The sequence below is a fragment of the Mycobacterium sp. genome (assembly GCF_036488105.1).
In the GTDB taxonomy this organism is placed as follows: Bacteria; Actinomycetota; Actinomycetes; order Mycobacteriales; family Mycobacteriaceae; genus Mycobacterium.
The window spans coordinates 50,342-76,054 of record NZ_DASXHW010000337.1 but is presented as its reverse complement, the minus strand read 5'-3'; the positions used below and the strand labels follow the sequence as shown (position 1 = coordinate 76,054).

Below are 25,713 nucleotides of genomic sequence, written 5' to 3'. Positions count from 1 at the left end.
GGTCACGTTCGCGGACAGCAGCATTGACGTCGTCGACGATGGCCGCCCGCTGCTGGAGCAGGCCGAATCGGCCGGACTGAACCCGGCCAGCGGATGCCGGATGGGCATCTGCCACACCTGCACACGCCGCAAGACCAGCGGTGTCGTGCGCAACCTGACCACCGGTGCGGTGTCGACAGCACCCGACGAGGACGTGCAGATCTGTGTGTCCGTTCCCGTCGGTGACGTCGGCCTTGCCCTTTAGGCCCTTCGGGCACATCACAGACCAGGAGGCTCCAACATGACTCAGATAGTCAAGCCCAAGATCACCCTCACTCCCGAGCAAGCCGACGCGTTCGGCGCTGAACTCGACGCCATCAAAGAACGCGTGATGGCCGACCTCGGCCAGCGCGACGCCGACCACATCCGTCGCGTCATCAAGACACAGCGCGCACTCGAAGTGGGCGGCCGCGCCCTGCTGTTCGCTGGGATCTTTCCGCCGGCCTGGCTGGCGGGCACCGCGATGCTCGGGATCTCAAAGATCCTGGACAACATGGAGATCGGCCACAACATCATGCACGGCCAGTACGACTGGATGCGTGACCCGTCGATCCGCGGCCAGGAATTCGAGTGGGACACCGCGTGCCCGGCTGACCAATGGCGGCACTCGCACAACTACATGCACCACACCCACACCAATATCGTGGGCATGGACCGCGACATCGGCTACGGCATCCTGCGGATGAGCGAGGACCAGAAGTGGAAGCCGTACTTCTTGGGCAACCCGGTCTACGCCTTCCTGCTGATGGTGTTATTCCAGTACGGGGTCGCACTGCACGAGCTGGAAACCGAGCGCATCCGCTCCGGCGAGATCCGGTTGGCTGACAAACGGGAGATCCTGCAAGAGATTTGGCGCAAGACCCGCAAGCAGGTGCTCAAGGACTACGTCGCCTTCCCGCTGCTGGCCGGGACGTTCGCCCCGTTCGTCTTCACCGGCAACCTGACCGCCAACCTGATGCGCAACGTGTGGTCCTACATGATCATCTTCTGCGGCCACTTCCCGGACGGCACACAGGTATTCACCGTCGAAGAGACTCAGGGCGAGTCGCGCGGCATGTGGTATTTCCGCCAGGTTCTCGGTTCGGCAAACCTGACCGGTGGCACGCTCTTTCACGTGCTGTCGGGTCACCTGTCACACCAGATCGAGCACCACCTCTTCCCGGACATGCCGGCGCAGCGGTACTCGGAGATCGCGTCCGAAATTCAGGAGATCTGCCGGCGCTACGGCATCCCGTACAACTCGGGCTCGCTGCCCAAGCAGTTCGGCACGGTCGTGCGCAAGATCATCCGGCTGGCCATGCCGCCGAAAAACCGCAGCGACGTCAAGCCGAAAGAACGCGACTTGGTCGCCGCCTGAGCGCGGTCACCCCAGTGGTCCGCTGGCTGAGTGGCACCGCAGACCCGGTGCTCACGCCAGACCTGATCGACGGATATGCCGAGCACATCGGCGATTTCGAGGTCGAACTGGTTGACGGCGTCGGCCACTGGATCGTCGAGCAGCGCCCGGTTCTGGTGCTGAACCGGCTGCGCACCTTCCTCAAAATCTGATCAGTGGCGATAGCCGAGCATCGCGACCGAGGCCTCCACCGCGGGTTCGAGAATCTCGCGCATAGTGTGCCCGTCTTCGACTGCCAGAGCGGTCAGTTCGCGTAGTCCGCCCACCAGGATCACGGCTTTCGGCTGGGTCAACGGCGGCAGGCCGGCGTTCTGAAAGCCGGCGCTCTCGGTGAGGTTCATCAGCAGGCTGGTCAGCAGTTGCATACCGCGGCGTTGGAACGGGCGCGCCGCGGCGTCCAACGACGGCAGCTCGCGAATCCAGCTCAGCGTGAGCGCCGGACGCGACTCGATGTGGCCGACGTAGGCCTCGACGGCCTGCCGGATCTGGGTCTGCCATTCGGCGTCGGGATCGACGGCGTCGCGAATGTCCTCGCCCAATTTTCCGACGTCGGCGTGCAGCAACTCGAGAAAGCACTGCTCCTTGCTGGGGAATTGGTCGTAGAACGTGCGCTTGGACGTGCGGGCATGCCGGACGATATCGGCGACGGTGCTGGCGCGATACCCGCGCTCGGTGATCGAGGCCGCGAGGCCGTCGAGAAGTCGTTGTCGAAACGGGTCGACATCGGTGGCCTCGGCGAAGGATGCATCGTTCGCGACGGTCGTCGCCACGGCGCCTCCTTCTGCCAAACCAGCGTCGTCTCAACCCTTGCCTGCACCTGGTACCACACGGTACCGTACCGGAATGAGTAGTGGTACGGCGCAGTACCACACCGATGTTGGGAGTGCACCGCCATGAGCACCATCGACACCCACGCGGCTTCGACGACGGCCGCCGGCACGTTGCCCCCTGGGCCCCGGATTCCAAAAGTGCTGCAGGGGTTGGCCTTCGCGTTTGCTCGGCGACGTCTCATGCACAAGATGGCGCACCGCTACGGCGACGTGTTCTCGCTGCACGTGCCGGTGTACGGGCCGATGGTGGTGGCGGCGAGTCCGCAGTTGGCCAAACAGGTCTTTACCGCCAGCCCGGAAGTGCTGGGCAACATTCAGCCCAACTTGAGCCGGCTGCTCGGATCTGGATCGGTGTTCGCGCTGGACAGAGACGATCACCGGCAGCGCCGCCGGCTGCTTGCGCCACCCTTCCACGGCAAGAGCATCAAGAACTACGAGACGATCATCGAAGAGGAGACGCTGCGCGAGATCGCCGGCTGGCCGGAGGGGACGGCGTTCCCGACTCTGCCGTCCACGATGCGCATCACGCTCAACGCGATTCTGCGGGCGGTGTTCGGCGCCGAGGGCGCCGAGCTCGACGAGCTTCGGGGGATCCTGCCGCCGTGGGTGACGTTGGGTTCTAGGCTGGCGACGTTTCCCAAACCCTCCCGAACCCACGGTCGCTACACACCGTGGGGCCGGCTGGCGGAATACCGGCGCCGCTACGACGCCGTTCTCGACAAGCTCATCGCCGCCGAGCGGTCGGACCCGAACTTCGAGCATCGCACCGATGTGCTGGCAATGATGCTGCGCAGCACCTACGAGGATGGTTCGGCCATGTCGCGCAAGGACATTGGCGATGAGCTGCTCACCCTGCTCGCGGCTGGACACGAGACCACCGCGTCTACGCTCGGCTTCGCATTCGAACAGCTCAGCCGACACCCTGAAGTGCTCACTGCGCTGGTCGCCGAGGCCGAGACCGACGGCAACGAGCTACGCCAGGCGACGATCCTCGAGGTGCAGCGAATCCGAACGGTCATCGATGCCACCGGCCGGCATGTCCACGCGCCGGCCTTCGAACTCGGCGAATGGTCCATCCCGCGCGGGCACACCATCGTCGTCAGCATTTCGAAGCTGCACGCCGACCCCGAGTTGTTCCCCGATCCGGACCGCTTCGACCCGCAGCGTTACCTCGGAACCAAGCCGCCCAGCTTCGCCTGGCTTGCGTACGGTGGCGGGTCCCGACGCTGTGTGGGGGCCACGTTCGCCAACATGGAGATGGACGTGGTGCTGCGAACAGTGTTGCGTCACTTCACCATCGAAACCACGAATGCCCCGGGGGAGAAGCTGCATTCCCGCGGTGTGGCCTACACCCCGAAGGACGGCGGAAAGATCGTGGTCCGCCGTCGTTAAGATCTGCGGCTATGACCGATGACAGCCAGCTCGTCGAGCTGATGAACGGCGCCCTGGGTTCTACCATCCCGACCGCCCGCAACATGGGTGTGCGCGTTGTGGAGGCGCGTCGCGGTTTTGCCGCAGCCACGGTTCCGGTGGAGGGTAATGGCAACCACTTCGGCGTCATCTACGCCGGTGTTCAGTTCACGGTGGCCGAAATCCTCGGCGGCATCATCGCTTTGAGCACTTTTGACAGCTCCAAGTACTTTCCGCTGGTCAAAAACGTCGACATCTCCTTCGTCGGCATGGCACGGTCCGAACTGCGGGCGCAGGCCAGCCTCAATGACGAGACGATCGCGCGAATCGAAGCCGAAGCGGCCGAACGGGGTAAGTCCGATTTCACTCTCGAGGCGGTGGTGACCGACGCCGACGGCAAGACGGTCGCCACCACCCGCGGCCTGTATCAGCTCCGCGCGATCGGCAAGTAGCCGTCCGGTCCCCGCGAAACGGCAGTCATGGTTACGATCTCACGAAAATCACAGCCTTGGAGGCGATTTCGAGGCGTGGCCCGCGTCACACGGCCAGCGCGACAGCCTGGATGAGCCGCAAGCGGTCTTCGCGGGCGTTTTTCAGCAGGTTCATGACCTTGGTCTCGATATCGGGAACGACGAGTTGGAGTCCGAGCGGGTCGGTGGGTGACTCAAATATCGCCGTCATGGCCGCGACGGCGAACTCGGTCAGGTCGTTCCACACCTCGAGCTCGAACCCGGCATCCCGGAGCGTCGTGGCGAGCTCATCGGGTGTGATGAGGTGGCTGCGTCCGGGGATGTCGGCCCACGGCACCGGGAAAATCAGAGGCTTTCGGCGTCCTGCCGTGGCGTCCCAGAGGGCGAGACGGCCGCCGGGGCGCAGAACGCGGCGCGCTTCGCTATACATCGCCGGCTTGTCGGCGACATTCATCTGGACGTGTTGACTGACAACGACATCGACGCTGGCGTCCGGCAACGGCAGGTCGGTGACGTCCCCCTCGATCACCTCGATCTGGTTTTCGAGATGCACCAGGCCGTTCAGCCACCGGGCGGTATCGCAGTATTCGGCGGTGAGATCGATCGCGGTCACCCGACAGCCGTATTCGGCGGCAAGCAGGCGGGCAGTGCCGCCGATGCTGCTGCCGGCGTCGAGGACGTGGTCGGCTGCGGTGACGTGAGCGGCCTCGAGTAACGACGTGGTGCCCGTGCGGCCCAGAGAGTGGAAGTGCTCGAATGAGGCGAGGCCACCGGCTAAGTCAGCGGGGGTCAGCGTATCGAAATCCTTTCCAGCACCGCGCAACGCGGCCTCGATACGCTCACGCACTCCTCCGACGGCGTACTGTGCCGCCGCGCTGACGGCGTGCCGCCCGGTCATCGTGCAACCGCCGAAGTCGCGCTGATCTGCACGTCGCGCATCCGGTCGGTCGCCGGTCGGCGTGCCCGCGCGGGCAGCAGAACCGCGACGACGACCGCCGCGGCCAGTGCGATGCCCGCACAGACCAGGGAGCCAATCTGCATGCCGCCCAGGAACGCATGGTTGACGGCATCGCGCACGCCGGCGGCTTGCACGGCGGGGAGTTGCCCAATGACCTTATAGGCGGCGGCCGTTGACTGCCTCATCGTGGACCGGACGTCTCCTGGAAGCGCCGCCAGCGCCGGTGCGGATTCGATACGCCCGGAGTAGACGGATGCGAACACGCTGCCAACGATCGCGACACCGAGGGTGCCGCCCAACTCGCGGGTGGTGTCGTTGACGGCCGAACCGATCCCGGCCTTATCGGCGGAGAGCGAGCCCATGATCGCCTCGGTAGCCGGCGCGGTGGTCAGGCCGAGACCGCCGCCAAGCAGCAGCATCTGCCCGGCGATCTGCAGATAGGGCGTAGCCGCATCGGCTGTGGACGCCCACGCGAGCCCTCCCGCGAAAATCGCGAGGCCCGCCGAAACGACCGCCGTGGTGCCGACCCGCTCCACCATCCGCGGACCCAGCACGCTGGCGACGGCGATCGAGACGGCGACGGGCAGCAACCGTACACCCGCCTCGAATGCGCTGTAGCTCTTGATGAATTGGAAGTACTGGGTAATCACGAAGATAAAGCCGAACAGGGTGAGGAAGCCTGCGGTCACCGCCAGACTCCCCCCGGAGAATCGCCGGTTCGCGAACACGGAGACGTCGAGCATCGGGTGCGAACTACGCCACTCCCAGCGTGTGAAGGCGGCGAGAACAATCGTGGCGACACCAAAGCCCGCCACGGTCCGCGCACTACCCCATCCCCACTGCGGGGCCTCGATAACCGTGTAAATCAACGCCGTCACGCCGATGCTGGACAGGACGAGCCCGGGCACATCGACCTTCGGTGCGGCCGGATCACGCGACGTCGGGACGAACAGAATCCCCCCCACGATGGCCACCGCGGCGACCGGCACGTTCACCAAAAAGATTGAACCCCAAAAAAAGTGCTCAAGCAGCCAGCCACCGGCCATCGGCCCGGCGGCGACGCCGACACCGACCATCGCCGCCCAGACGCCGATCGCCTTGGCCCGCCGCACCGGATCGGTGAAGATGTTTGTGATCAGACCGAGGGTGGTCGGAAAGATCACCGCGGCGCCGACCCCCATCGCGGCGCGGGCAGCGATCAAGGCCTCCGCCGAGTTCGCCTGCGCCGCAACGACGGATGTCATCGCAAAGGCGGCAAGCCCGCCACTGAGCCAACCCCGCCGACCGTATCGGTCGCTGAGGCTGCCCACCGACAACAACAGGCCTGCCATGACGAGGGTGTAGGCGTCCACGATCCACTGCAGTTGCGCGGTATCGGCGTTTAGTTCTCGGGACAGTGTCGGCAGAGCGACGTTGACGATGGTGGCATCGACGCTGATGACGAACACACTGAGACAGATGGCGGCCAGTGCGGCGATCGGATGATCGCGGAACACCGGCGGGCGGAGGAAGTTGCGCATGGACAGAACCGTAAACCGGATAGACAAGAAAATCAAGCAGATACTTTATTAACGAGTCAATACGGTAGAGTGGCTGGCGTGGCTGGCCGCAAGAGTTACAACCAGAACTGCCCGATAGCCCGCGGGCTTGACGTCCTCGGCGAGCGGTGGACACTGCTGATCCTGCGCGAGCTCATCGGCGGGGCGCGCCGCTATGGCGATATGCGGGCGGCACTTCCGGGCATCGCCACCAACCTGCTCGCCGGCCGGTTGCGTGAACTCGAAGAGGCCGGCCTGATCTGCCGCAGCGAATTACCGCCGCCCGTTGCCCGAACCGTGTACACGCTCAGCGAAGAGGGCTGGCGCAAAGTACCGCCGGTGATCCAGGCTGTCGCCACCTTCGGATTGGATCTGCTCGAACCCGCCGACAGTGTGCTGACACCACTCAACGGATTTCTCGCCGGTATCCTGCTCGGCTTTGACCCAGCTCGGGCCTCGGACGTGTCAATGTCCTGCAGCGTTGAAATCGACGGTCGCCGTTTCGGATTCGCGGTTACTCGCCAGGGACTGGCCGGCGCTGAGGACCCACCGGCCGCCACAGTGACCGCGACTGCGTCCGACCTGATCACCGCGCGTCTTGGCGGTACCGCGGCCGAGCGGAAGGCCGCGTTGCGGCGGTGGAAGTTCGAGGGCAGCGCCGCCGCGATCGAAGCGATGCACGCGGCATTTCAGCTGGCGGCAGATCCCGGGCTGGGACTGGTCAACCGCACCTAGCCATCACGTCTCGGCGGACGCCCGTCGCGGCAATTTCCATCCCGGCCGGATGAAGTGGCAGGTGTACCCGTTGGGGTAGTGCTGCAGATAATCCTGGTGTTCGGGCTCGGCCTGCCAGAAGTCGCCGGCCGGGCCGACTTCAGTGACCACCTTGCCGGGCCACAAGCCTGAGGCCTCGACGTCGGCGATGGTGTCCAGCGCAATGCGCTTCTGGTCGTCGTCGACGTAGAAGATCGCTGAGCGATAGCTGGCTCCGATGTCGTTGCCCTGCCGGTTCTTGGTGGTCGGGTCGTGGATCTGGAAGAAGAACTCCAGGATTGCGCGGAAGTCGGTGACTGCCGGGTCGTAGGTGATCTCGATGCCTTCGGCATGGGTTCCGTGATTGCGGTACGTCGCGTTACGCACGTCGCCGCCGGTGTAGCCAACTCGGGTCGAAACCACTCCGGGCTGCTTGCGGATCAGGTCCTGCATACCCCAGAAGCAACCGCCGGCCAGTATTGCCTTGCTGTAGTCCGTCATCTCCCCGATTATCCACTTGCTCGACAAACCGCAATAGAACGTGTTCTAGTTTCTTGCGTGAAGCAGGTATTTACCCGCGACGAGCTCGCCGCCGCGTTCGACACGTTCGAGCAGACCGTGGCCCATGCGGCCGAGATCAAGAATTGGGACCAGTGGGTGCAGCACTACACCCCGGACGTCGACTACATCGAGCACGCCGCCGGCACCATGAAGGGCCGCGACGAGGTGCTCACCTGGATCCGCAAGACCATGACGACTTTCCCGGGCAGCCACATGACGGCCTTCCCGTCACTGTGGTCGGTGATCGACGAGGCAGGCGGCCGGATCATCTGCGAGCTTGACAATCCGATGGTCGACCCGGGCGACGGCACGATCATCAGCGCGACGAACATCTCGATCATCACGTACGCGGGCGACGGCCAATGGTGCCGACAAGAAGACATCTACAACCCGCTGCGCTTTCTGCAGGCCGGAATCAAGTGGTGCAAAAAAGCCGAGGCACTGGGCACGCTCGACGATGACGCCGCCCGCTGGCTGCAGACCTACGGCGGGACTTTCGGAGGGTCACAGTGAGCGCCCCCAAGCTGGTCATCGGCGCCAACGGCTTCCTCGGCTCGCATGTCACCCGCCAACTCATTGCCGCCGACGCCGACGTGCGCGCGATGGTCCGCGGAGGCGCCAACACCCGCAGCATCGACGACCTGGACGTCACCCGTTTCCACGGCGACGTCTTCGATACGGCCACCGTGCGTGAGGCGATGGAGGGCTGCGACGAGGTCTACTACTGCGTCGTCGACACCCGGGCTTGGCTGCAAGACCCGTCACCGCTGTTCCACACCAACGTCGAAGGTCTGCGCAGCGTCATGGATGTGGCCGTGGCAGAACCGATTTCGTCCACGCTGAAGCGGTTCGTGTTCACCAGCACATATGCGACGGTGCGTCGTCGGCATGGCCACGTAGCCACCGAGGACGACCCGATCGACCGCCGCCACCTCACCCCCTACGTCGAATCGCGAGTCCAGGCCGAGGATCTGGTGCTGCAGTATGCGGCCGAGGCCGGGCTGCCCGCCGTTGCCATGTGCGTTTCGACGACCTACGGCGCCGGCGACTGGGGCCGCACCCCGCACGGCGCATTCATCGCGGGGGCCGTCTTCGGCAAGCTGCCGTTCTCCATGAACGGCATCCAGCTCGAGGTCGTCGGTGTCGACGACGCGGCGCGCGCCATGCTGCTGGCGGCCGAGCGTGGCCGCGTCGGCGAGCGCTATCTGATTTCCGAGCGCATGATCCCGCTGAAAGAGGTGGTCGAGATCGCGGCCGACGAGGCAGGCGTGCCCCCGCCACGGCGTTCGATCTCGGTGCCGGTGCTCTATGCAATGGGAGCGATGGGAACCCTGCGAGCCCGGTTGACGGGTAAAGACGCCGAACTCAGCATGAAGTCGGTGCGGATGATGCGTGCCGAAGCCCCCGTCGATCACAGCAAGGCCACTCGCGAATTGGGCTGGGAGCCAAGGCCGGTCGAGGAATCCATTCGGGAGGCCGCGCGTTTCTGGGCCAACATGAAGAATGCCAAGCGGAACAGCAAAGCTGCATCGTCCGAGTAAGCCGGAATCGCGCTTAACTTCCGAGGTCCGATCCCCCGCGTGTCTCAGGTAACCGAAGTGACTTTTGTTACATAGTGTGACGCATGGTGGATGTGTGGTGGCACCGCGCTGAAACACGTCACCCCGCGCCGTTCGATGACTGTCGCATTTCGGCGGTAGCGCAGCGGTGACCGCAACGACGCCCGCCGGGCTCGCCGGCTACGTGCGTGACCAACTCACGCCGCCGCTGGCGACCGTCGGTGGATTCGCGCGGATGTGCACACTGGCCGGAAAAGCCTTGTTCCGCCGGCCTTTTCACTGGAACGAGTTCATCGTCCAAACCTGGTTCATCACCAGGGTCGCGTTGCTGCCCACGATTGCGGTCTCGATCCCGCTGACGGTGCTGATCGTCTTCACACTCAACACCTTGCTGGCCGCGTTCGGCGCTGCCGACATCTCCGGCGCGGGCGCAGCCCTGGGCGCCGTCACCCAGCTCGGCCCGCTGACCACCGTGCTGGTGGTGGCCGGCGCCGGCTCGACAGCCATCTGCGCCGACCTGGGCGCACGCACCATCCGCGAAGAGATCGATGCGATGGAGGTCCTCGGTATCGATCCGATCCACCGCCTGGTCGTACCGCGGGTGGTGGCCGCGACGGTCGTCGCCACGCTGCTCAACGGAACCGTCATCACGATCGGTTTGGTCGGCGGCTTCCTCTTCGGCGTCAAACTCCAAAATGTCTCGGGCGGGGCCTATCTCGCAACGCTGACGTTGGTCACCGGCTTACCCGAAGTTCTCATCGCGACGATCAAGGCCGCGATCTTCGGGACGATCGCAGGACTGGTCGGTTGCTATCGCGGCCTGACCACCAAGGGCGGTCCGAAAGGTGTCGGCGTCGCCGTCAACGAAACGCTGGTGCTCTGCGTGATCGCGCTGTTCGCGGTCAACGTCGTGCTGACCACCATCGGCGTCCGGTTCGGGACAGGTCGCTGACATGACGACCGCAGCGGTGGTTCGTGCGCGCTTTCCGCGCACGGCCGCCGGCGTCGACCATTACGGCGGCGGGGCGATCCGCGGGCTCAACAGGGCCGGGCATCTCACCCGGTTCTCCATCATCGGCGCGTGGTCGGTCGGATGGGCGTTGCGCCGCTACCGCAGGGAGACGCTGCGGCTGATCGCTCAGATCGGGATGGGCACCGGCGCGATGGCCGTCGTCGGCGGCACCGCCGCGATCGTGGGCTTCGTGACGCTGTCCGGTGGCTCGTTGATCGCCATCCAGGGTTTCGCGTCGCTGGGCAACATCGGGGTCGAGGCGTTCACCGGCTTCTTCGCGGCGCTGGCCAACGTGCGTGTCGTCACCGCGGTGGTGACCGGTGTCGCGCTGGCCGCCACGGTCGGAGCGGGTGCGACGGCGGAGCTGGGCGCGATGCGGATCAGCGAAGAGATCGACGCCCTCGAGGTGATGGGCATCAAGTCGGTCGCGTTCCTGGTGTCCACCCGACTGATGGCGGGCCTGGTGGTGGTCGTCCCGCTCTACGCGATGGCGCTGGTCATGTCGTTTCTGTCCGGGCAGGTCGTCACCACGCTGTTCTACGGACAATCGGTAGGCACCTACGAGCACTACTTCCGGACGTTCCTGCGCACCGAGGACGTGTTCTGGTCGGGTGGCGAGGTCATTGTGATGGCGGTGATCGTGATGATCACCCACTGCTATTACGGCTACAACGCCAGCGGCGGACCGGTCGGAGTGGGCGAGGCCGTCGGTCGGTCGATGCGTTTCTCGTTGGTTTCCACGGTGATCGTCGTCCTGCTGACTTCACTTGCGCTCTACGGCGTCGATCCGAACTTCAACCTGACGGTGTAGCCGGGATGACGACCCCGACGAAGGAGCGAAGAACCCGCACCTGGCCGGACAACGCGGCGGGTGTCGGGCTGTTTGTCGTGTGTGCGCTGCTACTTGCGTTGATATACGGGCAGTTTCGCGGCGACTTTACCCGCAAGACCAAGCTGACGATGCTGGCCGCCCGCGCCGGGTTGGTGATGGACCAAGGCTCGAAGGTCACCTACAACGGCGTGAGCATTGGTCGGGTGGCCGGCATCTCCGAGGTCGAGCATCGCGGCAAGCCGGCGGCCCGATTCACCCTCGACGTCGACCCGCAGTACGTCGACCTCATCCCGCTCAACGTCATCGCGAAAATCCAGGCGACCACCGTGTTCGGCAACAAATACGTGTCGCTCACGTCCCCTAAAAGCCCGGCACAGCAGAGGATTACAGCGTCATCCGTCATCGATGCGACGTCGATCACGACGGAGTTCAACACGGTGTTCGAGACCCTGGTCGAGCTTGCCGACAACGTCGATCCGGTGAAGGTCAACCTCACGCTGGGCGCTGCGGCGCAGGCGTTGACCGGATTGGGTGACAAGTTCGGGAAGTCGATCGTCAACGGCAACAAGATCCTCGGCGACCTGAACCCCCGGATGCCGGCGATTCGCCACGACCTCCAGCAGCTCGCCGCGCTCGGCGATGTCTACGCCAAAGCCGCACCGGATCTGTTTGACGCGCTGGAGAATGCCGTGACCACGGCGCGCACCCTCAACCGGCATCAGGCCGATCTCGACGCCGCCCTGCTGGCCGCAATTGGCTTCGCCAACACCGGAAATGACGTCTTCACTCGCAGCAAGCCGTACCTGGAACGTCTTACCGCCGACCTGCGGCCGACCGCCCATCTGCTGGACACCTACAGCCCGCAGGCGTTCTGCACCATTCGCAACTTCGCCGACGTCGCACCGAAAGTCGCCGCGCTGGAGAGCGGCAACCACTATGCGGCGCAACTCGGCGTGGCTATCGCGGGCACCGAAAACCCCTATGTGTATCCGGACAACCTGCCGAGGGTCAACGGTCGCGGTGGCCCCGGCGGCAAGGCCGGCTGCTGGTCGCCGATCACCCGCGACCTGTGGCCGGCGCCGTATCTGGTGATGGACTCCGGCAACAGCATTGCGCCCTACAACCACTTCGAGTTGGGCCAGCCGCTGGCCAACGAATACGTCTGGGGGCGTCAGTACGGGGAGAACACGATCAACCCATGAGGATCACCGGTACTGTCGTTCGGCTCGCGGCCGTCGTGTCCGTGCAGTTGTTGTTCACCGCGGTCATCGTCGTGGTTTTCGGCCAAGTGCGCTTCGACCGCACCAACAGCTATTCCGCAGAGTTCAGCAATGCCAGTGGCTTACGTGCCGGTCAGTTCGTCCGCGCCTCGGGGGTAGAGGTCGGCAAGGTCAAGAAGATCGAGTTGGTAGAGGGAGACAAACGGATTCGCGTCGACTTCGCCGTCGACCGCTCGGTGCAGCTCTACCAGTCGACGACCGCGCAGATCCGCTACCAGGACCTCATCGGCAACCGCTATCTGGAAATTAGCCGGGGAACCGGAGAGAACGCTGAAAGGACGTTGCCGCCAGGCGGATTCATTCCCCTGTCGCGGACCCAGCCCGCGCTCGACCTCGATGCGCTCATAGGCGGCTTCAAGCCGCTGTTCCGCGCCCTGGATCCGCAGAAGGTCAACAGCATCGCCTCATCGATCATCACCGTCTTCCAAGGCGAGGGCGGCACGATCAACGACATCCTCGACCAGACCGCGCAGCTGACCGATCGGCTGGCAGAAAGCGACCAGGCGATTGGAGACGTGATCCACAACCTGAACACCGTGCTGGACACCACGGTTCGGCACCGCGACCAATTCGACGCGACCATCGACAGATTCGAGGTGCTCATCAACGGCCTGAAGGACCGGGCCACCCCGCTGGCGGACGGGACCGCGCACATCAGCAGCGCCGCGGGAACGGTGGCCGACTTGTTGGCCGACAACCGGGCCCTGGTGCAGGCCACGGTCAACCACTTGGAAACCCTTGCCGGACCGCTTGTCGATCAGCGCGGCCGAATCGCGGACCTGGTCGGAAAAGTGCCCGCCGCATTCAATATCATCGGCCGCGCCAGCGGAATCTACGGCGACTTCTTCAACTTCTACCTGTGTGACCTGTCGCTCAAGGTCAACGGACTGCAGCCGGGCGGACCTGTTCGATCGGTGAAGCTCTTCCAACAGCCGTCGGGCAGGTGCACGCTGAGATGAGATCTCTTCAGCCGGCCAACCGGGTCCGTGTCGGGGTGCTGGCCATCGCGCTCGTGATCCTCATTGTCGGTGTGGGACAAAGCTTCAGTAGCCTGCCGGTGTTGTTCGCGTCCGCGAGTTACTACGCACAGTTCAGCGACTCCGGCGGAATGAGCAAAGGCGACAAAGTGCGCATCGTCGGCATGGATGTCGGCACGGTGCAGGACCTTTCGATCGACGGCGATCACGTCGTCATGAAGTTCACCACCGGAACGCACACCATCGGCACCGAGAGCCGGGTGGCGATCCGGACCGACACGCTGCTCGGCAAGAAGGTGCTGGAGATCGAACCGCGCGGCGCCCAACCGATGCGACCGAATGATGTGCTGCCGCTCGGGCAAAGCACCACCCCATACCAGGTGTACGACGCGTTCTTCGACGTCACCAAGGCCGCAGCCGGCTGGAACATCGACACCGTCAAGCAGTCGCTGAATGTGCTGTCACACACCATCAACCAGACATACCCGCATTTGAGCGCGGCGCTGGACGGGGTCTCGAAGTTCTCCGACATCATCGGCAAACGCGATGACGAGCTCAAACACCTGCTGACCGAGGCCCGGAAAGTGGCCAGTGTGCTCGGTGATCGCAGTAAGCAGATCAACGCGCTGCTGCGAAACACTCAGTCGCTGCTTGCCGCGTTCAACGAACGTGGCAAGGCCATTGCGGTGTTGCTGGCCAACGTGTCGGCGTTTTCTTCACAGGTGCAGGGCCTGATCCACGACAACCCGAATCTGCACCATCTGCTCGACCAGTTGCACAGCGTCACCGATGTTCTGGTCGAGCACAAGAACGACCTTGTCTCCGTGCTGAATACGCTGCGCAACTACACCGCGGCGCTGAGTGAGGCAGTCGGCTCCGGGCCATACTTCAAGGTGATGATCGGCAACTTGCTGCCCTACCAGATCCTGCAGCCGTGGGTGGACGCGGCGTTCAAGAAGCGCGGCATCGATCCGGAGAACTTCTGGCGCAGTGCGGGATTGCCCGCTTTCAAGTGGCCCGACCCGAACGGAACCCGTTTCTCCAACGGTGCCCCGCCACCGGCGCCGCCGGTACTGGAGGGCACCCCGGATCACCCGGGACCGGCCGTGGCGCCGGGCTCACCATGCTCGTATGCGCCGCCACCGGAGATGTCCCCGCGACCGGGCAACCCGCTGCCGTGCGCGGGCGTCGATCAAGGACAGGGTCCGTTCGGGCCCAACGGGCCGTATCCGGCGGTCCCCGATGTGCTCTCGTCCCCGCCGAATCCCAACGGTCTGCCACCGGCACCCGGGATTCCGGATGCCGCCTTGCCCGGAGCGCCGGCGCCGAGCATGCCGGGCACCCCGGTGCCGCTACCGCCGAACGCACCGCCGGGGGCCCGACGGGAAAGCCTGCTGCCGGCCGACCCGCCCCCTCCGCCGTCTGCCTTCGCGCCCGTTTTGCCGCCCGGACCGCCTGCGCCTCCGGGCCCGGGTCCGCAGCTACCGGTTCCACTCGTCACGCCCGGCGGGGACGGGGGGTAGTAGCCAGTGAGCACGATCTTCGACATCCGCAAGCTGCGGTTGCCGCAGTTGTCCAAGGCGGCGGTGATCATCGGGTCGCTCGTCGTGGCGCTCGGTCTCGTTGCCGCGCTCGCGGGTTGGCAGCTTTACGACCGGCTGATCTACAACACGGTGGTCGCTTACTTCCCGGCGGCGAACGCCCTCTACGCGGGGGACAAGGTCCAGATCATGGGTATCCGCGTCGGCTCAATCGACAAGATCGAACCCATCGGTGACCAGATGAGGGTGACGTTCCACTACCGGAACAAGTACAAGGTGCCGGCCGATGCGTCCGCGGTGGTGCTCAACCCGACGCTGGTGGCCTCCCGCAGCATTCAACTGGAGCCCCCCTACAAGGGCGGTCCGCACTTGGCCGACAACGCGGTGATCCCGATCGAGCGCACACAAGTGCCGGTCGAGTGGGATGACCTGCGTAACAGCATCACTCACATCATCGGCCAACTCGGCCCGACGAAGGAGCAGCCCAAGGGGCCCTTCGGTGACGTCATCGAATCCTTCGCCGACGGCCTGGCCGGCAAGGGCCAGCAGATCAACACCACGCTGAACAACCTGTCGAACGCGCTGAGCACGCTGGACGAGGGTCGCGGTGACTTCTTCTCGGTGCTGCGCAGCCTGGCGATGTTCGTCAACGCGCTACATCAGGACGACCAGCAGTTCGTCGCACTGAACAAGGACCTCTTCCAGCTCACCGACAACCTCACCAGCTCGGATCAGTCCGCCGCCAACGCAATTGAGCAAACCGACAGCCTGCTGTCCACCGCTCAGAAATTCTTGACCGACAACCGCGACGCGCTGACCCACGATGTCAACAACCTGGGCGACGTAACCAACGCGATCATGCAGCCGACTCCGCGCGACGGACTGGAGACCGCGCTACACATCCTGCCGAACATGGCCGCCAACGTGCTGGCGATCTACGAGCCCGCTCACGGCAGTCTGAGCGGTGTGGCCGCATTCACGAACTTCGCCAACCCAATGCAGTTCATTTGTAGCGCCATTCAAGCCGGCAGTCGGCTGGGCTATCAGGACTCTGCGGAACTGTGCGCGCAGTACCTGGCGCCCGTCCTGGATGCGATCAAGTTCAACTACTTCCCGTATGGCATCAACCTGTTCAGCAGCGCTGACACGTTGCCGAAGAACATCGCGTACTCCGAGCCGCGTTTGCAGCCGCCACCCGGCTTCAAGGACACCACCGTCCCGGGAATCTTCTCACCGGATACCCAGTGGTCCCATCGCAATTCGGAGCCGGGCTGGATCGCCGCGCCTGGCATGCAGGGAACGAAGGTCCAGCCGGCTACGGCTGGCCTGTTGACGCCGGCGTCGTTGGCCGAGTTGATCGGTGGGCCGGACATTCCGCCGCCGCCAGTGGCGCGCAATATGACCGGGCCGCCCAACGCCTACGACGAGAACAATCCGCTGCCACCGCCGTGGTATCCGCAGCCCTTGCCGTCTCCGACGGCGGGACCACCACCGCCTGACCTTCCGCTCGGTGCAGCCGAGGCACCGCCGGGACCGGGCCAATGAGAGCCGTGCGGCTGATGAGCCGCAGGGCCTGGCAGGCCTTGACGTTGCTGACCGCGACGGTCGTACTGACCTCCTGCGGGAGCTGGCGCGGCATCGCCAACGTCCCACTGCCGGGCGGGCCCGGCAGTGGCCCAGGCTCCTACAAGATCTTTGTTCAGATGCCAAACACCATGGCGCTGAACGATAATAGCCGAGTCTTGGTGGCCGAGGTCTTCGTCGGCACGGTCCGTTCGATCGACCTGAAGAACTGGGTCGCAACCCTGATCGTCGACCTGGACAAGGGCGTCAAGCTTCCGAAGAACGCCACCGCCAAGATCGGCCAGACCAGCTTGTTGGGTTCTCAGCACATCGAATTGGCCGCACCGCCAGATCCGTCGGCGCAGCAACTCAAGGCCGGCGACACCATCCAGTTGAATAATTCGTCGGCCTTTCCCTCCACCGAGCAGACGCTCGCCAGCCTGGCCATGGTGTTGCGTGGCGGCGGTATTCCCAACCTCGAGGTCATCCAGAACGAGGTCTACAAGATCCTGACCGGGCGGGCCCGGCAGATCCGGGATTTCCTCGGCAAGCTGGACACCTTCGCCGGTGAACTGAACGCGCAGCGCGACGACATCGTCCACGCCATCGACTCCACCGACCGGTTGCTGTCGTACTCGGGCACCAGAACCGACACCCTCGATCGGGTGCTCACCGAATTCCCGCCGTTGGTCGATCATTTCGCCCGGCAACGTGATCTGTTCGCCAACACCGTCGAAGCGGTTGGGCGGATCAGCAACGTCACCGGCCAGACGCTGTCGGCCGCGCGTGGCGATCTGCATGAGGACCTGCAAGATCTGCAGCGGCCGCTCAAGCAACTCGGCCGCGCCGCACCCTATTTGGTCGACGCCCTGATGCTGCTGTTGTCACCGCCGTTCGCCGTCGACAGCGTGCCGAAGATCGTTCGCGGCGATTACATCAACGTCTCTGGAGCTCTGGACTTGACGCTGAGCACCGTCGACAACGCGATCTTTACCGGCACCGGATTCTCCGGAGCCTTGCGTGCCCTCGAGCAGTCCTGGGGCCGCGACCCGTCGACGATGATTCCGGACATCCGGTACACGCCCAACCCGGCCGATGCGCCGGTGGAGCGAGGCGAGTAGCCCATGCTGACCCGCTTCATTCGCAATCAGTTGATTGTGTTCGCCGCGTTGACATTAGCCGCACTGGTGGCACTGGGCTGGTACTACCTTCGGATCCCCAGCCAGCTCGGTGTCGGTCAGTACCGACTGGTCGCGGAGCTGCCGGCGTCAGGCGGTCTGTATCGCACATCCAACGTGACGTATCGAGGGATCCAGATCGGCCGGGTCACCAAGGTCGAGCCGACCGCACACGGTGTCAGGGCCACACTCAGCATCGACAGCCGGTACAAGATCCCCGTCGACGCCTCAGCCGATGTGCACTCGGTGTCGGCGATCGGTGAACAGTATCTGGATCTGGTGTCCACCGGTGGTCCGGGCAAGTTCTTCTCGCCCGGACAGACGATCACCAAGGGCACCGTGCCCAGCGAGATAGGCCCGGCCCTCGACGCGGCCAACCGTGGTCTGTCCGTCCTGCCCAAGAAGAAGATCGCATCGCTGCTCGACGAAACAGCCTTGGCAGTAGGCGGATTGGGGCCGTCGCTGCAACGACTCGTCGACTCGACACAGTCCATCGTCGGGGACTTCGAAGCGAACATGTCCGACGTCGACGACATCATCGCGAACGCGGCACCGATCCTGGACAGCCAGGTCGACTCCGGCGATTCGATCGCGCAGTGGTCGCACAACCTCAAGGTCCTCACCGCTCAGACGGCGCAGACCGATCAGCACGTGCAAAGCATCCTGTCGAAAGCTGCGCCGACCGCGGATCAGGTCAACGACGTCTTCAATGACGTCCGCGAGTCGCTGCCGCAGACGTTGGCGAACCTGGAAGTGGTCGCCGACATGCTCAAACGCTATAACAAAGGTCTCGAGCAGTTGTTGGTCTTCCTGCCCGAGATCGGTTCGGTCGCACAGACTTTGATCGCGTCCGCTCCGGGTTCGGTGCTGATGAACCTCAACCTGTCACTCAACAATCCTCCGCCGTGCCTGACCGGATTCCTGCCGGCTTCGGAGTGGCGCTCACCCGCGGATGTCAGCACGGCACCGTTGCCGGAAGGGACGTACTGCAAGATCCCACAGGACACTCCGGCCAACGCGGTACGCGGCGCCCGCAACTATCCCTGTGTCGACGTCCCCGGCAAACGCGCGGCGACCCCGCGGGATTGCCGCGACAACAAGCCGTACGTCCCGCTGGGCACCAACCCGTGGTACGGCGATCCGAACCAGATTCGAAACTGCCCGGCCCCGGGTGCTCGCTGCGACCAGCCGGTCGACCCCGGGAAGGTGATACCGGCGCCCTCGGTCAACAACGGCGTCAACCCCGCGCCGGCCGATCGGCTGCCCCCGCCGGCCGCACCGGTCAACGATCCGCTGCAGCGGCCCGGATCGGGCACCGTGCGGTGCAATGGCCAACAGCCCAACCCGTGTACCTATACGCCGGCCGGCCCGGCCGCGATCTACCTTCCGTCCAGCGGCGAAGTCGTGGGACCCGACGGCGCGAAGTACTCGCTCGAGGACTCGCGCCACACCGGCGACTCCGGGTGGAAGGACATGCTCGCGCCGGCCGGCTGAATCAAAAGCACCCGACGGGAATCTTGCGCGCCAGATGGTGTTGAACCTGCTATTCGCACGTGAGGAGACGTCATCATGACCAGTCGGCCCGTCCTGGAACCCACCGCCAAGCACCCGATCACGATCAACCCCACCGGAGCGCGGGTGGTGGTGCGCGTCAACGGCGAAGTGGTCGCTGACAGCAACGAGGCATTACAGCTTCACGAGTCCACCTACCCTGCGGTGCAATATATTCCGTTCAAGGATGTGCTGCAGGACCGGCTCACCCGCACCGACACCAGCACCTACTGCCCGTACAAGGGGGAGGCCGGCTATTACAGCGTCACCACCGCCGCGGGCACTGTCGAGGACGTGATTTGGACGTACGAGCAGCCGTATCCGGCGGTGGCGGAGATCGCCGGCCACGTGGCGTTCTACCCCGAGAAGGCGGAGATCAGCGTCGAAACCGCCTAGGGGGTTGCCGGGCCGAATACGTGCGAGGTCAGCTGGGTGTCGCTGTATTCGCGCAACGACGCGATAAGCCCGTCGCGGGTTTCGAAGATGAAGACCGCGGGGCTGTGGTAGTGAAGCCCGTCGGCGGTTTCACCGTCGGCTTCGGCCTCGATCACCACGCTTTCGCCGTCGTTGAAGCACTGGATGAAGTCCAGGTTCAGCTCACCGGTGCGTTTGCGGCGCTCGACCTCGTCACGCAATGTCGCCTTGTCGACCGCGTTGCGGGTCAGCAGGTTCCAGTAGGTGAAGTCGTCGCTCAGCAGCCCGAAGCACTCGTCGACGTCGCCCCCGTCGGACAGGCACTGCAGGAACATCCACGCCAGCTCGGCCTGCGGGTCGTCGAAGGGGGTGGTCACCTCGCCATCCTGACGCGGAACAGAGTGCCGGTCAATGACGCACCGGACAAGGATGGCGGGCGGATTCGGACCTATGATCGTCGGAATCGAGCAGTTGCGGTCTCCGGCGGGAGCAGATGGTGAGTAGCGCTCGCACGGTGACGTTTCCCGGTGTGGTGAGCCCGGGCATGACCCTTGCCCCGCTGCGCCGAGGACCTGGCGATCCGACTTTCCAGGTCGACGCCGACGGCGCCATCTGGCGCACCAGCCTATTGCCCAGTGGGTCCGTCACGGCGCGCATCAGCCGCGCCGCCGCTAATGCAGTCGATTGCACGGCGTGGGGCAGCGGCGCTGAGGAATTCCTCGACGCCCTTCCGGCAATGCTTGGCGCCCTGGACGATTCGTCGAATTTCGTACCGGCCCACCCCATCGTCGCCGCGGGGCACCAGCGGGTGCCGCACCTGCGACTCGGCCGCACCGATCAGGTGTTGGAGGCGGTGATCCCGGCCGTCCTCGAGCAGCGGGTGCCGGGTGCGGACGCGTTCCGCGCCTGGCGGTTACTGGTCACCAAATTCGGGACGCCGGCACCGGGACCCGCCCCAGAGCGGATGCGCGTACTGCCGCCGGCCGAGGTGTGGCGGCGCATCCCGTCGTGGGAATTTCACCGCGCCAACGTTGATCCCGGACGGGCCCGCACCATCGTCGGTTGCGCGCAACGTGCGTCGTCGCTGGAGCGGCTGGCGTCATGGCCGGCCGGCAAGGCCCGCGAGGCGCTGAGGTCGCTGCCCGGAGTCGGGATATGGACGGCGGCCGAGACGGCGCAACGTGCCTTCGGCGACGCCGACGCGCTGTCGGTGGGCGATTACCACATCTCCAAAATGATCGGTTGGACGTTGCTGGGACACCCGATCGACGACGACGCCATGGTCGAACTTCTCGAACCGATGCGCCCGCACCGCCACCGGGTGGTCCGGTTGCTGGAGGTCAGTCGGCTGGCCTACGAGCCACGCCGGGGCGCGCGGCTGCCGGTGCAAGACATCCGCGCGCTGTGATCTGCCAGGTTACGTCCCACGGTCATCGGGTACCCGTCGCCTGACCGAGGGGACGACCTTCAGGGAGGAAGCCATGACCCAATTCACCGTTCCGGGCTTGACCGACAAGCAGGGAACCAAGGTCGCTGACCTGCTGCAGAAGCAATTGAGCACCTACAACGACCTTCATCTGACACTCAAGCATGTCCACTGGAATGTGGTCGGCCCCAACTTCATTGGGGTGCACGAGATGATCGATCCGCAAGTGGAGTTGGTCCGCGGTTATGCCGACGAAGTGGCCGAGCGGATCGCGACTCTGGGTGGATCGCCGCAGGGCACCCCGGGCTCGATTCTCAAAGACCGCACCTGGGACGACTACTCGGTCGGCCGCGACACCGTGCAGGCGCACCTGGCCGCACTCGACCTGGTCTACAACGGCGTCATCGAGGACACCCGCAAGGGGATCGACGAAACCGAGAAGCTGGATCCGGTAACCCAGGACATCCTGATCGGCCACTGCGCCGAGCTGGAGAAGTTCCAGTGGTTCGTGCGTGCGCACTTGGAGAACGCCGGCGGGGGGTTAGCTCACAAGGGCACGTCGACCGAGAAGTCGGCGGCGAAGTCTGCCCGCAGCAAGGGCTGAGTGGAATAATCGGACCGCGGTCCGGTTATAGCGGGTATCGGAAGCATAAGGAGGCTGCAGATGCCCGCGATCACCGCAGACACACTGGCCTTGCCGCGAGTGTCCGCGGCCGGCCCCATCGATACCGAACGTCCGGTCCGCTCGATCACGACCGGACCCCGCGGCCACGAGGGCGAAGGATTCCCGGTGGTCCGGGCCTTCGCCGGCGTCAGCAGCGCTGCCCTCGATCCGTTCGTCCACATGGACCAGATGGGCGAGGTGGAATACCAGCCCGGCGAACCCCGCGGCACGGACTGGCACCCGCACCGCGGCTTCGAGACGGTCACCTACATGATCGACGGTCGGTTCGCGCACCAGGATTCACACGGTGGCGGCGGGCTGATCGCCGACGGAGCTACCCAGTGGATGACGGCGGGTTCCGGCATCCTGCACATCGAAACGCCGCCGGCAGAACTCGTCGAGAGCGGTGGGATGTTTCACGGCATCCAGCTCTGGGTGAACCTGCCGAAGAAGGACAAGTTCGCCACGCCGCGATACCAGGCCATCGAAGGCCCCGACGTCGCCCTGCTGTCCTCCGACGACGGCGGCGCACTGATCCGCGTCATCGCGGGCCAGATCGACGGTCACAGCGGGCCCGGTGTGACGCACACTCCAATCACTATGGCGCACGCCACGATTCAACCAGGGGCTCGGCTGAGCATCCCGTGGAACCGGGACTACAACGCACTGGTCTACGTTCTCGCCGGGCATGGCTCCGTTGGGCCGATCGCGCATCCGTTGCAGCACGGTCAGCTGGCGGTCCTGGGTCCTGGTGACCGGATCACCGTCAACGCCGCCGCCTCGCAGGAGTCGCGGGTCCCCGCTCTGGAGGTACTTATCCTCGGCGGCAGGCCGATCCGTGAGCCGGTGTTCCATTACGGCCCGTTCGTGATGAACACCAAGGCGGAGGTCGTCCAGGCCGTCGAGGACTTCCAGGCCGGCAAGTTCGGCAGCGTCCCGCCCAACGGATTGATGCCGCACCGCGCGACGTAGCGCCCGCTGGCTAACTACCGGTTCTCTCGACTCGGCGGGCAGCAGTGTGAGCTGTGGCACAATTCATGCTGTGGTGCAGCCCGCGAGCCGGGGGCCGGGTCGCCCCCCCGCAGCAAAGGCGGCCGAAACGCGTAAGCGCATTCTGCGTGCTGCTCGCGAGGTGTTCAGCGAACGCGGTTATGACGCCGCCACCTTTCAGGCCATCGCGATCCGGGCCGACCTGACCCGGCCGGCGATCAATCACTACTTCGCAAATAAACGCGTCTTGTATTGGCAGGTGTTGGAGGAGACCAACAGTGCCATGGTCGCCGCCAGCGTGCAGCGGGCGCGAGGTGAGACGACGCTGACCGGCCAGGTGTCCGCGTTCATCGAAGGCGCGATCGATTCAGACATCGAAAACCCAACGGCTGCCGCGTTCTTGATCACGGCGACGCTGGAGTCGCAACGCCACCCCGAGCTGAGCCGGCCCGGAACCGACTCGGTCAGCACCACCCGGGCGTTTCTGTTGTGGGCGATCAACGACGGAATCCAGCGAGGCGAGTTGGATGCGGACACCGACGCCTCGGCGCTCACCGAGATGCTGCTGGCGGTGCTGTTGGGCGTGGGCTTCTATGCCGGTTTCATCGGCAGCCGCCACGAGCTCGACCCCGTCACCGATCAACTGAAATTGATGCTGGCCCGCAGCCTCACCCGGCGGACCGACCAAGTGCAGTGATGTAGCGCACACAACCATATAGATTGCCTAAGTTATTAGGTAACATCGACGGCGTTATGACTGGTGTACACAACGCGAGCTCGATCCGGACCGACGGCGACAGCTGGGACATCACCGAAAGCGTGGGCGCCACCGCCTTGAGCGTGGCCGCGGCCCGCGCCGTCGAGACAGGGGCGGCTGATCCGCTGATCCGCGACCAGTTCGCCTACCTGCTGGTCGCTACGGCCGGGCAGCCATGGGCGCGGTTGGCCAGCTCGCTGGACTGGATCGGCGACGACGACCACGGGCGACGGGCACACCGACTGGCCATCGATTATCAGGCCGTGCGCACGCACTACTTCGACTCCTACTTCGCCGAGGCCGCCGGCGCCGGAATCCGGCAGGTGGTGATCCTGGCGGCGGGGCTGGACTCGCGGGCCTTCCGGCTGGACTGGCCCGCCGGCACCACCGTCTTCGAGATCGACCAGCCGCAGGTGGTCCACTACAAAACGACCACGCTGGAGTCGGCCGGCGCCGCTCCGACCGCCGCCCGCCGAACCGTTCAGGTCGACCTTCGCGACGACTGGGCGGGTGCGGTGACGGCAGCGGGTTTCGACCCCGGCCAACCGACCGCCTGGCTGGCCGAGGGCCTGCTGCCGTATCTACCGGCCGAAGCGCAGGACCGGTTGTTCGAGATCCTGACGGGGTTGAGCGCGCCCGGTAGCCGGGTGGCCGTCGAAGCGTTCAGCCTGGGCGCCGCCGACAACGAAGCCCGTCGCGTCGCGCGGCGGGCACGCTTCGACCGGATGCGTCAACGTCTCGGCCTGGACATCAACGTCGAAACCCTGACCTACCAGGAGAGCGGCCGGGCCGACGCCGCAGAGTGGCTCACCGAGCACGGTTGGCAGGTGACCGCGGTCAGCAGCGCCGATGAGATGGAGCGGCTGGGCCGGCCGATTCCCGCGGACCTCGCTGACGAAGCCTTCACCACCAAGCTGTTGCGCGCCGAACTCGGCGCGACCCATTGATCACCAACCGCATTCAGCAGGAGGCAGGAGCGCGATGAGCACCTTGCGCAGCCACGACGACACTTGGGACATTGCCACCAGCGTCGGCAGCACCGCGGTCATGGTGGCCGCAGCCCGCGCCGCCGAAACCAACAAGCCCGACCCGCTGATCCGGGACCCCTACGCGAGGGTGCTGGTCAGCGAGGCCGGCACCGGTGTGTGGGAAAGGATGCTGGACGACTCACTGCTCACCAAGGTGCAGGAAATCGACGCGGAGGCGGCGGCGATCTTCGAGCACATGCGCGGCTATCAAGCGGTGCGCACGCACTTCTTCGACGCCCATTTCGCCAGGGCGGTGGCGGCTGGTATCAGGCAGGTGGTGATCCTGGCCTCGGGGCTGGATTCTCGCGCCTATCGGCTGGACTGGCCGGTCGGCACCACGGTGTACGAGATCGACCAGCCCAAGGTGCTGGAGTACAAGTCGGCGACGCTGGCGGCACACGGCGCGACTCCGTCGGCCGACCGCCACGAGGTGGCGATCGACCTGCGTCAGGACTGGCCGGCTGCCCTGATCGCCGAAGGCTTCGACCCGAAGGCGCCGACGGCATGGCTGGCCGAGGGGCTGCTGATGTATCTGCCCGCCGAGGCTCAGGACCGGCTGTTCGCCCAGATCACCGAATTGAGCGCACCGGGCAGTCGGGTCGCCGCCGAGACCGCGGCCAATCACGCCGACGACCGCCGCAAGGAGATGCGGGAGCGCCTCGACCGGGTGGCCGCCAAACTCGGCATCGAGCGGACGGTCGACATTCAGGACCTGATTTATCGGGACGACGATCGGGCCGACGTCGCCGCTTGGCTCAACGACCACGGCTGGCGGGCCAGCGGGCAGAACTCCGGCGACGAGATGCGCCGGCTGGACCGCTGGGTCGAAGGCGTGCCGTTGGGTGACGACCGGGATGCGTTCTCGCAGTTCGTGACCGCCGAACGCGAATGACCCGTGGCGGACGGTGACCGTGTTCGCCGCCGCTGAGACGCCATGATCGCGATCGGCCGCGATCGCTGAGGGCACCTGTTGCCCACCTGGATGG

At 65.2% G+C, this 25,713-nt stretch carries 27 protein-coding genes and 1 pseudogene; 23 read left to right on the top strand and 5 right to left on the bottom strand.

The annotated features are described in order from the left end of the window. The 3 genes and pseudogenes from VGH54_RS18315 to VGH54_RS18305 all read left to right on the top strand — a co-directional run. Window positions 1-244 (top strand): 2Fe-2S iron-sulfur cluster binding domain-containing protein (locus tag VGH54_RS18315; protein WP_331513493.1); only part of this gene is annotated, 244 nt, incomplete at its 5' end. A gap of 45 nt (window positions 245-289) precedes the next feature. Further along, the gene (locus VGH54_RS18310) at window positions 290-1,396 is read left to right on the top strand and encodes an acyl-CoA desaturase (protein WP_331513500.1); all 1,107 of its coding nucleotides are present in this window, start codon (window positions 290-292) and stop codon (window positions 1,394-1,396) included. A gap of 17 nt (window positions 1,397-1,413) precedes the next feature. Further along, window positions 1,414-1,587: pseudogene (locus VGH54_RS18305) on the top strand (alpha/beta fold hydrolase); the annotation flags it as partial. Here VGH54_RS18305 and VGH54_RS18300 read toward each other — a convergent pair. After that, window positions 1,588-2,205 carry a TetR/AcrR family transcriptional regulator gene (locus VGH54_RS18300; RefSeq protein ID WP_331513492.1) on the bottom strand — a complete coding sequence of 206 codons (618 nt, stop codon included), beginning with the start codon at window positions 2,203-2,205 and terminating at the stop codon, window positions 1,588-1,590. It lies immediately after the preceding pseudogene. A 123-nt stretch (window positions 2,206-2,328) separates the two neighbouring features. On the opposite strand from VGH54_RS18300, the gene VGH54_RS18295 reads away from it, so the two are divergent. Next, window positions 2,329-3,657, top strand: a complete 1,329-nt coding sequence (locus VGH54_RS18295) for a cytochrome P450 (protein WP_331513491.1) — start codon at window positions 2,329-2,331, stop codon at window positions 3,655-3,657. Window positions 3,658-3,668: 11 nt separating this feature from the next. Next, window positions 3,669-4,127, top strand: a complete 459-nt coding sequence (locus VGH54_RS18290) for a PaaI family thioesterase (RefSeq protein WP_331513490.1) — start codon at window positions 3,669-3,671, stop codon at window positions 4,125-4,127. Window positions 4,128-4,212: 85 nt separating this feature from the next. On the opposite strand, the gene VGH54_RS18285 is transcribed toward VGH54_RS18290, so the two are convergent. Both VGH54_RS18285 and VGH54_RS18280 read right to left on the bottom strand, forming a co-directional pair. Next, window positions 4,213-5,043 carry a class I SAM-dependent methyltransferase gene (locus VGH54_RS18285; RefSeq protein ID WP_331513488.1) on the bottom strand — a complete coding sequence of 277 codons (831 nt, stop codon included), beginning with the start codon at window positions 5,041-5,043 and terminating at the stop codon, window positions 4,213-4,215. Continuing rightward, window positions 5,040-6,623 carry a DHA2 family efflux MFS transporter permease subunit gene (locus VGH54_RS18280; protein WP_331513487.1) on the bottom strand — a complete coding sequence of 528 codons (1,584 nt, stop codon included), beginning with the start codon at window positions 6,621-6,623 and terminating at the stop codon, window positions 5,040-5,042. The genes VGH54_RS18285 and VGH54_RS18280 overlap by 4 nt, the downstream gene beginning before the upstream one ends. Window positions 6,624-6,701: 78 nt before the next feature. On the opposite strand from VGH54_RS18280, the gene VGH54_RS18275 reads away from it, so the two are divergent. After that, window positions 6,702-7,376 (top strand): helix-turn-helix domain-containing protein, encoded by a 675-nt coding sequence (locus VGH54_RS18275; RefSeq protein WP_331513486.1) that lies wholly within the window; start codon window positions 6,702-6,704, stop codon window positions 7,374-7,376. Between the two features lie 3 nt (window positions 7,377-7,379). Here VGH54_RS18275 and msrA read toward each other — a convergent pair whose 3' ends face one another. Continuing rightward, complete coding sequence (gene msrA / locus VGH54_RS18270; RefSeq protein ID WP_331513485.1) at window positions 7,380-7,895, bottom strand: peptide-methionine (S)-S-oxide reductase MsrA; 516 nt, start codon at window positions 7,893-7,895, stop codon at window positions 7,380-7,382. A gap of 57 nt (window positions 7,896-7,952) precedes the next feature. Between msrA and VGH54_RS18265 the strand changes: the two genes are divergently transcribed. The 11 genes from VGH54_RS18265 (at window position 7,953) to VGH54_RS18215 (ending at window position 19,844) form a co-directional block, all read left to right on the top strand. Then, complete coding sequence (locus VGH54_RS18265; RefSeq protein ID WP_331513484.1) at window positions 7,953-8,468, top strand: nuclear transport factor 2 family protein; 516 nt, start codon at window positions 7,953-7,955, stop codon at window positions 8,466-8,468. Continuing rightward, window positions 8,465-9,496, top strand: coding sequence for an NAD-dependent epimerase/dehydratase family protein (locus VGH54_RS18260; protein WP_331513483.1), 1,032 nt, complete (start codon window positions 8,465-8,467; stop codon window positions 9,494-9,496). The genes VGH54_RS18265 and VGH54_RS18260 overlap by 4 nt, the downstream gene beginning before the upstream one ends. Before the next feature lie 253 nt (window positions 9,497-9,749). Then, the gene (locus tag VGH54_RS18255) at window positions 9,750-10,466 is read left to right on the top strand and encodes an MlaE family ABC transporter permease (RefSeq protein WP_414688744.1); all 717 of its coding nucleotides are present in this window, start codon (window positions 9,750-9,752) and stop codon (window positions 10,464-10,466) included. Window position 10,467: 1 nt separating this feature from the next. Next, on the top strand, window positions 10,468-11,337 hold the full coding sequence (locus VGH54_RS18250) for an ABC transporter permease (protein ID WP_331513481.1): 870 nt from the start codon (window positions 10,468-10,470) through the stop codon (window positions 11,335-11,337). 5 nt (window positions 11,338-11,342) lie between these two features. Next, a complete protein-coding gene (locus VGH54_RS18245) occupies window positions 11,343-12,560 on the top strand; it encodes an MCE family protein (RefSeq protein ID WP_331513480.1) in 1,218 nt (405 codons plus the stop codon). Continuing rightward, window positions 12,557-13,597, top strand: a complete 1,041-nt coding sequence (locus VGH54_RS18240) for an MlaD family protein (protein ID WP_331513479.1) — start codon at window positions 12,557-12,559, stop codon at window positions 13,595-13,597. Before VGH54_RS18245 ends, VGH54_RS18240 begins: the two co-directional genes overlap by 4 nt. Further along, on the top strand, window positions 13,594-15,138 hold the full coding sequence (locus tag VGH54_RS18235) for an MCE family protein (RefSeq protein WP_331513478.1): 1,545 nt from the start codon (window positions 13,594-13,596) through the stop codon (window positions 15,136-15,138). The genes VGH54_RS18240 and VGH54_RS18235 overlap by 4 nt, the downstream gene beginning before the upstream one ends. Window positions 15,139-15,144: 6 nt before the next feature. Next, on the top strand, window positions 15,145-16,701 hold the full coding sequence (locus VGH54_RS18230; RefSeq protein ID WP_331513477.1) for a virulence factor Mce family protein: 1,557 nt from the start codon (window positions 15,145-15,147) through the stop codon (window positions 16,699-16,701). After that, entirely contained in the window at window positions 16,698-17,840 is a 1,143-nt protein-coding gene (locus VGH54_RS18225; protein WP_331513476.1) for an MCE family protein, read from the top strand. Before VGH54_RS18230 ends, VGH54_RS18225 begins: the two co-directional genes overlap by 4 nt. 3 nt (window positions 17,841-17,843) lie before the next feature. Beyond that, complete coding sequence (locus VGH54_RS18220; protein WP_331513475.1) at window positions 17,844-19,391, top strand: MCE family protein; 1,548 nt, start codon at window positions 17,844-17,846, stop codon at window positions 19,389-19,391. A 75-nt stretch (window positions 19,392-19,466) separates the two neighbouring features. Further along, window positions 19,467-19,844, top strand: coding sequence for a DUF427 domain-containing protein (locus tag VGH54_RS18215; protein WP_331513474.1), 378 nt, complete (start codon window positions 19,467-19,469; stop codon window positions 19,842-19,844). Here the strand turns inward: VGH54_RS18215 and VGH54_RS18210 are convergent. After that, window positions 19,841-20,239 carry a nuclear transport factor 2 family protein gene (locus tag VGH54_RS18210; protein ID WP_331513473.1) on the bottom strand — a complete coding sequence of 133 codons (399 nt, stop codon included), beginning with the start codon at window positions 20,237-20,239 and terminating at the stop codon, window positions 19,841-19,843. The two genes, VGH54_RS18215 and VGH54_RS18210, sit on opposite strands and share 4 nt — an antisense overlap. 116 nt (window positions 20,240-20,355) lie before the next feature. On the opposite strand from VGH54_RS18210, the gene VGH54_RS18205 reads away from it, so the two are divergent. From VGH54_RS18205 to VGH54_RS18180, 6 genes are all read left to right on the top strand, one after another. Next, window positions 20,356-21,270, top strand: a complete 915-nt coding sequence (locus VGH54_RS18205; protein WP_331513472.1) for a DNA-3-methyladenine glycosylase 2 family protein — start codon at window positions 20,356-20,358, stop codon at window positions 21,268-21,270. 73 nt (window positions 21,271-21,343) lie between these two features. Next, window positions 21,344-21,892, top strand: coding sequence for a DNA starvation/stationary phase protection protein (locus VGH54_RS18200; RefSeq protein WP_331513471.1), 549 nt, complete (start codon window positions 21,344-21,346; stop codon window positions 21,890-21,892). Between the two features lie 60 nt (window positions 21,893-21,952). Beyond that, window positions 21,953-22,924, top strand: coding sequence for a pirin family protein (locus tag VGH54_RS18195; RefSeq protein WP_331513470.1), 972 nt, complete (start codon window positions 21,953-21,955; stop codon window positions 22,922-22,924). Window positions 22,925-22,994: 70 nt separating this feature from the next. Beyond that, the gene (locus tag VGH54_RS18190; protein ID WP_331513469.1) at window positions 22,995-23,639 is read left to right on the top strand and encodes a TetR/AcrR family transcriptional regulator; all 645 of its coding nucleotides are present in this window, start codon (window positions 22,995-22,997) and stop codon (window positions 23,637-23,639) included. A 56-nt stretch (window positions 23,640-23,695) separates the two neighbouring features. After that, window positions 23,696-24,646, top strand: a complete 951-nt coding sequence (locus tag VGH54_RS18185) for a class I SAM-dependent methyltransferase (RefSeq protein WP_331513468.1) — start codon at window positions 23,696-23,698, stop codon at window positions 24,644-24,646. Between the two features lie 34 nt (window positions 24,647-24,680). After that, window positions 24,681-25,619, top strand: coding sequence for a class I SAM-dependent methyltransferase (locus tag VGH54_RS18180; RefSeq protein ID WP_331513467.1), 939 nt, complete (start codon window positions 24,681-24,683; stop codon window positions 25,617-25,619). The last annotated feature ends 94 nt before the right edge of the window (window positions 25,620-25,713 follow it).